The organism is Thermovenabulum sp., assembly GCF_049723235.1.
GTDB lineage: Bacteria > Bacillota > Thermosediminibacteria > Thermosediminibacterales > Thermosediminibacteraceae > Thermovenabulum.
Window position 1 is genome coordinate 103731 of sequence record NZ_JBNARB010000003.1, and the last position, 11644, is coordinate 115374.

Here is an 11644-nt window from a genome sequence, read left to right on the forward strand (position 1 = left end):
TCGAACCGTTATTCCTCGAGCATTGCACATTGAACTTATTTACCTTGCTGCTTTCCGCACAGTTACTGTTGTCTTTTCGAAAACATTCACAAGGCCTTTCAACCAGTCAGGAAGTTCCTCCCCATTCTCAGCAATCTGTTCTTTAACAAATGCCGACAGAGAATTTGCATTGACTGTTTCATAGATGAGTTCTCCAAAGCCTTTACTGCGTAGTGCGTCAAACAGTTCCTCCTTCATGCCTGCGGCAGCACTGGCTCTTGTTGTCGTTGAAAGGCAGAACATTGTTCCTGCTCTTGTGAAGTTTTGCGTCTCACTGCTGATCATCAGCTCAGACAGACGGTATTCGACCTCGTCAATCTCCGCATTTATGCTTTTCAGTTCCTCTTCCGCAGCCTTCTTTGTCTCGCGCAGCTCTTTCAGGCGGTCAGCAAGTTCAAACATCGTATTATCGCTCATAGCTTTCACCTCCCTCCGGGGCAAAGGGGTTTGCTCCTTTGCGGAAGTCGTCTATCAGCATTTTTGCAAGGTCTGCCTTGTTGCGCAGAGCAGTCAGGATTTTTGAATCCACAGTACCCTTGGCAATAAGGTAGATATATGTGCAGCCGTTCTTCTGCCCAACTCTATGGATGCGGGCTTTTGTCTGCTCAAAATTCGACATGGAGTAATCAAGGGAGTAAAATACCATTGTGCTTGCAGAGGTCAGTGTAATACCGAGTCCTGCAGTTGCGATCTGCCCTACAAACACCATGCAGTCAGGGTCATATTGAAACCGGCAAACCTGCTCCTGACGATCCTTAGTCGCCCCATAAATACACGCATAGCCGATATTCTTCTTTTCCAGCATCCTGCATATGGCATGAATTTCAGGAATGAACCTTGCTATGACAACCAGCTTATGCCCTTCTTGAATGCTGCTTTCAAGGATATCTTCGAGAGCTTTCAGCTTAGCTTCACTTACCTGTTCAATTCTTCCGCCGTCATCGCTTCCAATGAAGCCTCCTATTAACTGGGAAAGACGCAGCAAGCGTGTTAATACATTTGTAGCTGTTACTTCCCCTGCTGACAGCTCAGTATAGCTTTGTTTGACAAGCTCCTTATATTTCTTTAAAGTTGCCGGCTCAAGCTCAACGTGGCGAATGATATCGGTAGTTTCCGGCAAATCCAGGCACTCAGCTTTAGTCGCCCGAAACGCAATGCTGTGGATCTTTTTCATCAAATCCTGTTCCATTGATTTTTTCAGCACCGGCGTATGGTTGCCGTAGCCGACCATATTGAAATACCGGTTTCTGAAGGCATAGAAGCTGTTTCCAAAGATGCGAGGATCGAGAAACTTATATTGACTGAATACATCTATGGCTTTGTTGGTTATAACCGTTCCTGTCAGTAAGAGCCGATACCGGGCAAGCAAGCCCAACTGGTGCATTGCCTTTGAAACTGAAGTGTTGTGAGTTTTAATCTTGTGTCCTTCATCGGCAATGATAAGATCAGGATGCCAGTTTGCCAGTTCCTTTTCCATTCGCCATGCAGATTCGTAATTGACTACCACCACATGGACACCTTCGCCAGTTAGAAATCTAAGCTGTTGGATTTTCTTTTGAATCGTGCCATTAAGGACAATCAGCTTGTATGGAAAATCTGCGAACCGTTTAAACTCATCCTCCCACACTCCAAGTATGGAAAGCGGTGCGATTATCAGCACACGGTTTATTCTTCCTGCAGCATTCAATGCTCCAATAATGGCGATTGAGACAAGCGTTTTTCCAGTGCTGGTCAGCCCATTTCCATCAGGAGCGCTGCACCCCATCCGGAAATGGCATGAACACCACCACCCTTCAAAAGTCCAAATAGACTGCAGATGAAATTGAAAGCACGAACCTGATGCTTGTATGGTCTACCCTTTACGGGCATTGAAATTATTGGTAGCGTTTTTGCATTGTTCAATGAGTCTTGCATCTTATATCCTCCATCCTTCAATTTTGAGGGTTGGCCAACTCTCTGACTCAATGCTACTCGAATTGTTAAAGCATGTCTGGACATCTAAAGTCCATGTTTTGGACAAAAAAATAGCCATTATGCAATAAGGTTTTTGCACCTTTTTTGCATAATGGCTGAGGATCTCAGTATAATAGCCTATTTATAATAAAAAAAGTTGGACTTCCGAAGTCCAACAATTTTTTTAACTTATCATTTCTTTATATGCCTTTGCACAAAGAGGGGAAAGCCCTAAGGCTTCCAAAACTTCATTACATTCATATATTGAATGCCCTCTGTACGAATGAATCAGTTTCTTATATGCCAATTGTTGAGGTGTATTATTAAGAGTATAACCGGCAAGCCTTAATATCTCTTCACTGTATGTAGGGCTTAGCTCCAATCCGATGCAAATTGCAACAACAGTTTCTAAAGTTGGATTATTAAGTTCGTTGTTTTTTATCCTGTCATATGTTTTCCCTGATAACAAAGTCTTATCTGTAAAAACAAGCTTATTGTAGCCTTTCCTTTTGATATGTCCATATACCGCTTGGGAAAATGTCTGGGTTGTACGGCTCAAATGCCGACCTTCTTCGACGAATTCTTCGTGAAATTTCTTTAGCTCTTCTGAACGATTAAATACCTCAATATTATGCTTGTCCGGATTAAATGTCGGCACTCTGTTATAATCCGGTGTAGCTTTACGGAACATTATAGAATCGAGATATACTACAATGTCCATTTTGGAAGCTTTATTTATCTTTAAATCAAACAGAAGGCAACATTCATCTACATGCAGTTTTGCATAATCTGTAAGATCAAGGCTTCCCTTTTCTAACCTTTTAATGTATTTGGAGTCGTTAATAACATAATGACCGTCAACATAAATAAAATTGCCGCTGTCTATGATTTTTGCAAATTCCGGATTTGCATAATATTCAAAAAAGGAATCGCTTAGGCTAATGCTGTATGTTTGGTTCTTATGTAATGAGTCTGCCTTAAATGAATAATTGCTGATAAAATGGTCATCGACGTATGTATATACGCCTTCAACTTCCTTATATCCAAGGTCAAGCATCCTTATTTTGGCCGCTATTCTTGACACCTGGCAGAAATCCGCTAATTCATAAACGACATTTTCCATTATATTCAGCCTGTCTTGAGTACCAAAAAGGAGCTCATTCTTTTTTATTAGCTCCTCAATCTTTTTGATAGTCATTGATTTAGGCATAAGGATGCGTGGTGCGATTCCGTTAGCATGCCATTCCATCCAATCTTCTGGCGTCCACTGCTTCTTGTATTTAGTTGTTTCGTTTACTCTGCAGCTTATGAGCAAAGCATCGCTGTTATACGTCTTAACTAACTCATGGTATTTTCTATGCTTATACCAGTGGACACACTCATGAATAATGGTATTGTTCATGCACCCTACGTTTCGCATGAAATACACATTGGGATCCACAAGGATTGTTCCCCTTGAAACTTCTAAAGGTTTATATGTTCTTTCATTTCTGTCGTAATACTCTATCGTACAATCGCCAAAGACTATTTGACCAAATATAGTGAAATGCTTTGTAAGCTGGATTTCCTTAACCTTAAGCCCCATTCTTTTCACTACTTCATCTACTGGAATGGGCATAGGAGTACTTAATGCTTCCGGGCAAAACTCACTTAGAAATTCAGTAGCAACATCGTCAAACTGTTCCTTTTCTATAATTGGCACTAAATACTCAGACAGTCGGCCTGTTTTGCCTTCTCTGTACTTATTGAAAATTGAAACAGAATTGATTTGAAAATTCTGAATTCCGTCATTAAGATCAGCTTTACAGGAGATACGGAACCATTGTTCTATGCCGTCAGTCTCGCGATTCCTTCGCACTGTTTCTGCTATTTCAACTTCAGCGGAAACAATTACATCAAATAAAATACTGTTACCTGGCGAGTCGGTTATGTCTATCATTATGATGTCAAAATCGGATAATGCGGCTTCGTCCGGTGATTGCACATGGTATGAGTTGGATTCCAGCTTATCCGGGTTATCCTCTATATATTCGGACAATTCGTCAAAGAGATCATTATAATACATGTTTGCAATAACATCTCTGAACGAGCTGACACTTGCCATTGCCATACCGTACCTCCAAAATAACATTTCATCATATAGACCAGATATTTCCTTATGTAAATTATAACATAAATTGCGCTTAACACAATATTTTATTTGCGAACGCAAATTATTGTTGTGTTTTTTATTTTTTTATGATACCCTTTATATTGCAAGTCGAGGTGATAATTATGACCGTAAGCTATAAAAAACTATGGAAGCTTCTTATTGACAGAGATATGAAAAAGAAAGACTTAAGAGAATTGGCTGGTATTAGTACAGCTTCAATGGCCAAACTCGGAAAAAATGAAAATGTTAATACTGAGATTTTGGTAAAGATATGTAAAGCTCTTAACTGTGATATATCAGATATTATGGAAATTGTAGAAGATGACAAGTAACTTAGAATTACTCAACTTAATATGTTGGAGTTTATGAGATTTTACAATTTTTACCTTGTTAATATTGGGGCAAAGTGAGGAGATAAAAGAATGACTTTTCAAACATTTAAAATTCATGGAGACAACATAGTTGAATGTGAGCGCATTTTTAACTTTATAACACGCAAGCTTGATATTATTGATATCAATAAACAGTTTATTTCACAAGCAGCAATCCAGATAGATATCAATTTTATTTATAATAGCTTAAAATATCGCTGGAGGCTTATTTATCATCCAGGATTTAGTAAATCTAACCGTAATCGCTGGAATAATAATATCTTTGATTCGTTAAAAACCGCTGGGAGTTTTTTAGATGAAACACCAGATGCGATCATAACTGAAGTTAACATCCATGAAGAAAAAGAAAAGGTATTGTGTGCCATTGAGTTTTGTAGTGCCCTTCAGGCAGGAAATCAAGCATGGCAGAGAAGCGGACGAGCATATTCAACTATTAGAACAGGTTGTCCTTACCTTTACATAGTTGATTTTGTTAAATATGAACTGAATACCAATACAAGAAAAAGGAAAGCAATAAGAACACCTAATCCTGCAATAACTTACAGTTATATTAACAATACACTGCAAGAAAACGTTTTTGGTGTCCAAGCTTTTGTTAAATCAGAAGAGTTTGACAAAAACAATTCTTTACTCAAAAACTTTGATGAATCAATTTTTTCAGAAGACGACATATCAGATTATTTAGTAAATCTAATGCTTGGAAATGACACTACGGTATATGAGAAATCTTTACTTGAAAAAAATTTAAAAATGGTAAACTTTTTCTCATTACATACAAAAGGACAATATTATTTTAAGCCAGAAGACTGGAAACGTATTTATAACGGCGAAACAACTGTTATAGAACTATCCAAAGAAAAGAAATGGCAATTTGGCAAGAAGATTGCAGAAAAATCTATGGGCGGCAAAACTCGTGCATTTGTCGAGTTAGTAAAAAAATATGCTTACGGTATAACATGTAAGGATTTACCAATCGGAGTCATACCCTCAGATAGTAAGATTAATTTTGTTAATGAGCTAATTGAACTCTATCCCATTAGTCAAAACGAAGCTCAGACAATATTAGATGATGACCACGATCTTCTAGTATGCCTTATCAAAGGATTTAAACCAAGAGGCGATGATAATCGTCCCGATCGCGGTCTACTACCGTTCTTGGCAATGTTAACATCAGAACATGCCAAAATATTGACTTTTATTTATGGTCCGATGACCTCTACCCGCATTGAACAACTAAAAAATGATCCACGTTCAGTTGCTCGTGTTAGTGGTTTTTGGAATGTTTTCTTAGGACTAAGCGACTATTTATTACTTGATGTTCCAGTATTAAATGAAAAAAGAAACGCAACTCTTTTTAGAACAAATCATAAGTATAAACAAGAGTGTACAGCACTATCAGCAAAAGAAGTTATTTTCTCAGACATTGTTTCACCTACACCAAATAGTGTACACGAAGATGATGTAGATTCTGCTATTCACATGTTATTTACTAGCTTACCTTCTAACAAATGTTTTGAGGGTCTATGTAATCCTCCAGGAGGTGATTGGAGTGGCCTTTCTGTTATAGTTAATCAATGTGAGTATAGGTGGGTATCACTACCACGAGTTAGTGGCGAAATTTATGGGAAAAGGCCAGATCATGTATTACAACTTTATCCTTATAATACCAATTCTATAATTTTATCGATTGAATCTAAGGATAGGTCTTCTGATTTAGAACCAAATGTAGGAAAGCAACTAAAGCAATATATCAAATACTTATCTACGTTTATTCCTAGCTGTGAAAGAAGTATTAATGGAAATTGGTCAATTTCTAGAAAAAAAATATCACTTAACTCGAGTAAAATTGTATCTGTTGCTGCGTTCATTGATTCCGGTTCAGAAGATTATGATAATATTCATCAGGTATCTGCATGTGATTTAATATTTGCATTAAGCCCTAAAGAAGTTGGCTGGGACATTCGAATTATAAACTATATGCCTGATAACTCCGTATATACAGAATTAAAAGAGCTAATATTATCACACCCAAACAACATAGGAATTACTTGCACATTTTTATAAAGAAAGAAGGTGCAATTTATAAGTGCCTCTTTCTTAATAATTTGTATATAATGACTCATACACTGTATTACTCTTTTTATCCATTACTTTTTTAAACGCAGATTTTCCTGCGTGTAAATAATAATGGTTAACAAAAAGATCCTTTGGCAATTGTACACTATAATCCTTATCAGTAGTTTTTCCATCAAAAGACAATGCCCATTTAACCCCTCGAGCATTAAGCTCTCTTAGGTAATCGAAAAATTCATCAAAATCGATTGTGGACAAATTATAATAACGGCCTTTCGTATTAAAATAGGGTGGATCAAGATAAATAAAATCACCATCACCAGCTTCTTTTGTTGCTTCTTTATAATCACAAGCTTTAAATTCTACATTTTGTATACGTGAGGACCAATCTAGAATAATACCTTTTAGGGTTTTAGGATTAATTCCCTTTCTCGAGTAATGTAATGAGTTATTAAAGTGACCATCCTTGTTAAACCTAATCAATCCATTAACACACGTCCGTGATAGAAACAATAAATCATACGGAGAAAATGAACTATTAAATCTATCTCTTATTTCATAATATACCTGGTAACCTTCCTTTTGCAGCCTTTCCCATTGTTCACGATAGTAATCAGCTAACCCAATAGGATCTTTCTTAATAACTTCCCATAATTTTATTAACGGCTCACAAATATCTGAGCATATTGCATTACTAGGATTCAAAGCATACATAACCGAACCACCTCCTAAAAAAGGCTCAAAATATCGGTTATATGCTGGAATTTTACTAACTATTTCATAAGCTTGACTGCGTTTACTTCCGCTCCATTTAATTACAGGTTTAATACTTTTACTCATTTTCTTCTACCTCAACAATAAGTTCATTTGGGTCAATTTCTAAGAACTCTGCTAATCTTACAAATGAAGTTTGCATTGGTGTTTTTCCATTAAGAAATTCATAAATTTTAGGTTTTGACACCCCTGATAGTCTGGAAAGTTCACTTATTGATTTTATATTTTTATCGATCATGATTTTCCGTATTTTTTTCTCATCAGCAATATACTTTTTCATTGTTTTTCACCTTTACTCATGCTATCAAAAATACTCATCTGATTATTCGAAATAGCGTGCTCCAATCTTTTCTTTGCAATCTCTGCATAATGTCTATCAGTTTCAAACCCTATATAATTTCGCCCTAGTTCCTTAGCTGCTAAGCATTCACTTCCAACTCCCGAAAAAGGTGATAATACAATATCACCTTCTTTTGATGATATTTGAATGATTCTTTTTAGAATCCTAAGAGGTTTTTGAGTTGGATGTTTCCCAAATTCTAATTCTCGTTTTTCTTTATTATTGGGGATATCCCATACGGTTCTCATTTGCTTTCCAGGTTGCTTTAAAGTATCGTATTCAAAGTTTCCATTTTTAGAATATTCATAATCAAAATAATACTCACGTTTTTTGCAACCTTTATTACACCATAGTAAGGTTTCATGACTAGCAGTTAATCGCCTACCAGCTAAATTAGGAAAAGCGTTGCGCTTAAACCATATGATCTCGTTGATAATTTCAATATTAAGCAATTGACAAACTACATTAATAATTCCAATATTGTGATATGTACCAAAAATCCACATAGAACCAGTGGGTTTTAGAATTCTTTTTGCTTCAGTTAACCAAGCAATTGTAAATGAAAAGTATTCCGTTAAAGACATATTATCCCAATTTTCCATAACCTTGTTCCAATTACCGCCCATACCAGCCAGTTTTACGCTATTGTCCCACTTCCATTCGCCACCTTTTGATAAATTATAAGGTGGATCTGCAATAATCAGATCAATCATATTATCATCGATATTTTTCATTCCTTCTATGCAGTCCTGATTGATAATAACATTTAGTTCCATATCTTCCCCTCCATTAAGCTTAACGAGATTATATCATATATTAGCACTTTGTGTCAATATATATTTACTTTTTGTTAACATATATTTACACTTCATCGAATTTAATATACTTATACTAATTTATATCCATCCTATATCCTCAACCCCCTGAAAAATAGGCAGTTATCTAATCTGGTAACTCAACTATAAATTTTCAGGGTAGTTGATATGTTACCTCAAACAATAAAAACAAGGGCTTCCCGACACTGTAATCTCCAGCAAAGCAGCCTGGAGAAAAGCTAAATGTCTGGAAACCCTTTATTTACAGGCTTTTGCAATCCTTCTACTTCTCCACCCTTGACATCAATGCTACGCACTCCACATGATGCGTATGAGGGAACATATCAACGGGTTGAACAATTTTTACTTCATATCCTAATTCCTTTAAAATGCCCAGATCCCTTGCCAAAGTGGCAGGATTGCAGGACACATAAATTATTTTACCCGGCTGCATTTTTGACATTGCAGAAAGTACCTCTTTTTCGCAGCCCTTTCTTGGAGGATCTACCACTATAACATCGGGTTTTATTCCTTTTTTTGCAAGTTCGGGCATTATTTTTTCCGCTTCCCCTTCTATAAATTCGGCATTTTTAATACCGTTGGTTTTTGCATTTTCTCTTGCATCCCTCACCGCATCCCCTACCACTTCTATACCTATCACCTTTTTTGCCCTATCTGCCAGGTAAAGGGCAATTGTCCCTATACCGCAGTAAACATCCAAAACCGTTTCATCGCCCTTTAAATCAGCAAATTCCGCCACTTTATCGTAAAGCACCTTGACCTGAACGGGATTTACCTGGAAAAAGGACAGGGGAGACAAGGAAAACTTGATATTGCCTATATATTCGGTAATGGTTTCACTGCCGTAAATCAATAGGTTTTTTTCTCCCAAAATTACATTTGTCTTTCGTGTATTCACATTTAAATAAACCGAAGAAAGGCCTTTGACCTTCTTTTTTAATATTTCTATAAGCTCTTTCTTATGAGGAATATCCTCCCCGTTTATTACAATCACCACCATTACCTCTCCAGTTCTAAAACCATGACGGGTAACAATATGCCTTATAAGACCTTCGTGTTTTATTTCGTCGTAAATGGGTATTTTGTACTTTTCGAGCCATTCCTTTACCGCTAAAAGAGCTTCATTACTTTGGTGTGACTGAATCGGGCAATAATTTATTGGTACAATATCATGAGACCTTTTTTTGAAAAAACCCAGTACCGGCAAATTGTTTTTATTTCCCACCGGATATTGGGCTTTATTTCTATAATTTAAAGGATTTTCCATACCGATGGTGTCGTTTATTTGCGGGAAAACCTTTCCTATGCGATGGAGGCTATCTTCCACTATCCTTTTTTTAAAAATCAGCTGTCCTTCATAGGAAAGGTGCTGTAAATCACATCCCCCGCAGATTACTGCATAGAGACAAAAAGGCTCCTTCCTGTATTCGGAAAAATTAATGATTTCTTTTACTTTTGCAATTGCATAGGATTTTGTCACTTTTGTAATTTCAGCAATTACCCTTTCTCCAAAAATTGCCCCTTCAATAAAAACTGTAAATCCATCTATGCGGGATATCCCCTGGCCTTCATGGGCCATATTTTCAACTACTGCTTCAATGGTTTGCCCTACTTTAAGTTCGGACACCTAAAAATCCTCCTTTAATTTTTTGAAGGTCCCTTAATTTTAAGACCGTTAAAATTATTCTGCCTTAATGCTTCGTAAAGCACTATCGCCACAGAGTTGGAAAGATTTAACGACCTGGCGTCGTCTACCATGGGAATTCTGAGAGTATAATCCCAGTTCCTTTTCAACAAGTCCATGGGAAGCCCTGCGGTTTCCTTTCCAAAAATAAGGTAATCTCCCGGTTTAAAACTTGCTTCCGTATAGCACCTTTCGGATTTGGTAGTTAAAAAATACATAGTGTTTCCTTTATTCTTTTCTTCAAATTCCTGATAATTTTCGTAATATTTCACATTTACGAGATGCCAATAATCAAGACCCGCTCTTTTTAAGTATTTATCCTCTAAGGAAAATCCCAGCGGTCCTACCAGGTGAAGCACCGCCCCCGTCGCCGCACAGGTTCTTGCAATATTCCCGGTGTTTTGCGGAATTTCCGGTTCCACCAGAACTATGTTAAACACCTTTATTCCTCCCGTATTCTATATTGCATTCTTTTTCTATTTTCAAAATAACATAATTTATCATAGCCAAAACTTTTTATATATTCTACGGCTTTTTCAAAATCCCTCCCCACATCTTCGGGGCAGTGGGCATCCGAATTTAGTATTACTGGAATATCGAATTTAGAAAAATAATACATTAAATCCTCCGAAGGATATATTTCCTTTACGGGTTTTCGAAGCCCCGCCGTACTCACTTCTATACACATATTCTTACTTCTTATTTCCTTTGCAAGGTTTTCGTAAATATTTGATAAATCAGCCTTCGACCTGTAATTGAATATTTTTACCAGGTCCGGATGGGCTATGAAATCAAAAATTCCTGATTTAACCGCCGAAATCAAAGTAAAATAGTATTCTTCATAGACCTTATCTATGTCCCTTCCTTCCCAATCCTTTATCCTTTCCGGGTTGTCAAAACCGAAATCCGAAAGCCAGTGAACAGAACCAATTACAAAATCAAAAGGGTAATCTTTGATAAATTCCCTTATTATTTCTTCGTTTTCCGGAAAGTAATCCGCTTCAACCCCGAGTTTCACAGGAAATCCTTCTTTTTTTGCTTTTTCAATTAAATAAATATATTCTTCAATATCCTCTGTCGCCCTTTTTTCATGCCATTCATTTCGGATAGACCCACCCTTCCAAATATCCTTTGCCTGAACGAATCTATAAATATGTTCGGATATGCCTATTTCTTTAACATTCCTTTCTTTTCCCTTATCAATAAACTTTTTTAACCATTCCAGGGTATAAGGCCCCTGTTCAATATGTACATGAAAATCTTTAAAACTCATTTCCCAGACTCCTTTTCTTTTATTATACTAATATTAAAATACCAAAAAAATGTTATAAAATAAAAGTAGAAATTGACATTATGCGGGTAAAATAATAAAATAAATTTATAGAATTCCTATCATTTTAG

Annotated in this window: 12 protein-coding genes; 2 read left to right on the forward strand and 10 right to left on the reverse strand. The window is 36.7% G+C overall.

Annotated features, from left to right (window positions below):
- Positions 1-39: 39 nt before the first annotated feature.
- From ACPLOV_RS02690 to ACPLOV_RS02705, 4 genes are all read right to left on the reverse strand, one after another.
- A complete protein-coding gene (locus ACPLOV_RS02690; protein ID WP_424910570.1) occupies positions 40-456 on the reverse strand; it encodes a hypothetical protein in 417 nt (138 codons plus the stop codon).
- Positions 446-1804: a DEAD/DEAH box helicase gene (locus ACPLOV_RS02695; protein ID WP_424910571.1), complete on the reverse strand. Its 1359-nt coding sequence runs from the start codon at positions 1802-1804 to the stop codon at positions 446-448. The genes ACPLOV_RS02690 and ACPLOV_RS02695 overlap by 11 nt, the downstream gene beginning before the upstream one ends.
- A complete protein-coding gene (locus ACPLOV_RS02700; protein WP_424910572.1) occupies positions 1771-1953 on the reverse strand; it encodes a hypothetical protein in 183 nt (60 codons plus the stop codon). The genes ACPLOV_RS02695 and ACPLOV_RS02700 overlap by 34 nt, the downstream gene beginning before the upstream one ends.
- A gap of 223 nt (positions 1954-2176) precedes the next feature.
- Positions 2177-3850 carry an ImmA/IrrE family metallo-endopeptidase gene (locus ACPLOV_RS02705; protein WP_424910573.1) on the reverse strand — a complete coding sequence of 558 codons (1674 nt, stop codon included), beginning with the start codon at positions 3848-3850 and terminating at the stop codon, positions 2177-2179.
- A gap of 416 nt (positions 3851-4266) precedes the next feature.
- Here ACPLOV_RS02705 and ACPLOV_RS02710 point away from each other — a divergent pair, with 416 nt between their 5' ends.
- Positions 4267-4476, forward strand: coding sequence for a helix-turn-helix domain-containing protein (locus ACPLOV_RS02710; RefSeq protein ID WP_424910609.1), 210 nt, complete (start codon positions 4267-4269; stop codon positions 4474-4476).
- A 90-nt stretch (positions 4477-4566) separates the two neighbouring features.
- Positions 4567-6600 (forward strand): hypothetical protein, encoded by a 2034-nt coding sequence (locus tag ACPLOV_RS02715; protein WP_424910574.1) that lies wholly within the window; start codon positions 4567-4569, stop codon positions 6598-6600.
- A 33-nt stretch (positions 6601-6633) separates the two neighbouring features.
- Here ACPLOV_RS02715 and ACPLOV_RS02720 read toward each other — a convergent pair whose 3' ends face one another.
- From ACPLOV_RS02720 to ACPLOV_RS02745, 6 genes are all read right to left on the reverse strand, one after another.
- Positions 6634-7449 carry a DNA adenine methylase gene (locus ACPLOV_RS02720; RefSeq protein WP_424910575.1) on the reverse strand — a complete coding sequence of 272 codons (816 nt, stop codon included), beginning with the start codon at positions 7447-7449 and terminating at the stop codon, positions 6634-6636.
- The gene (locus ACPLOV_RS02725; RefSeq protein WP_424910576.1) at positions 7442-7663 is read right to left on the reverse strand and encodes a helix-turn-helix domain-containing protein; all 222 of its coding nucleotides are present in this window, start codon (positions 7661-7663) and stop codon (positions 7442-7444) included. The genes ACPLOV_RS02720 and ACPLOV_RS02725 overlap by 8 nt, the downstream gene beginning before the upstream one ends.
- The gene (locus ACPLOV_RS02730) at positions 7660-8499 is read right to left on the reverse strand and encodes a DNA-methyltransferase (protein ID WP_424910577.1); all 840 of its coding nucleotides are present in this window, start codon (positions 8497-8499) and stop codon (positions 7660-7662) included. Before ACPLOV_RS02730 ends, ACPLOV_RS02725 begins: the two co-directional genes overlap by 4 nt.
- A 322-nt stretch (positions 8500-8821) precedes the next feature.
- Positions 8822-10186: a 23S rRNA (uracil(1939)-C(5))-methyltransferase RlmD gene (rlmD, locus tag ACPLOV_RS02735; protein WP_424910578.1), complete on the reverse strand. Its 1365-nt coding sequence runs from the start codon at positions 10184-10186 to the stop codon at positions 8822-8824.
- A gap of 14 nt (positions 10187-10200) precedes the next feature.
- Positions 10201-10683 (reverse strand): tRNA (uridine(34)/cytosine(34)/5-carboxymethylaminomethyluridine(34)-2'-O)-methyltransferase TrmL, encoded by a 483-nt coding sequence (gene trmL, locus ACPLOV_RS02740; protein WP_424908594.1) that lies wholly within the window; start codon positions 10681-10683, stop codon positions 10201-10203.
- A gap of 2 nt (positions 10684-10685) precedes the next feature.
- Entirely contained in the window at positions 10686-11516 is an 831-nt protein-coding gene (locus tag ACPLOV_RS02745; protein ID WP_424910579.1) for a histidinol-phosphatase HisJ family protein, read from the reverse strand.
- Positions 11517-11644: the final 128 nt, after the last annotated feature.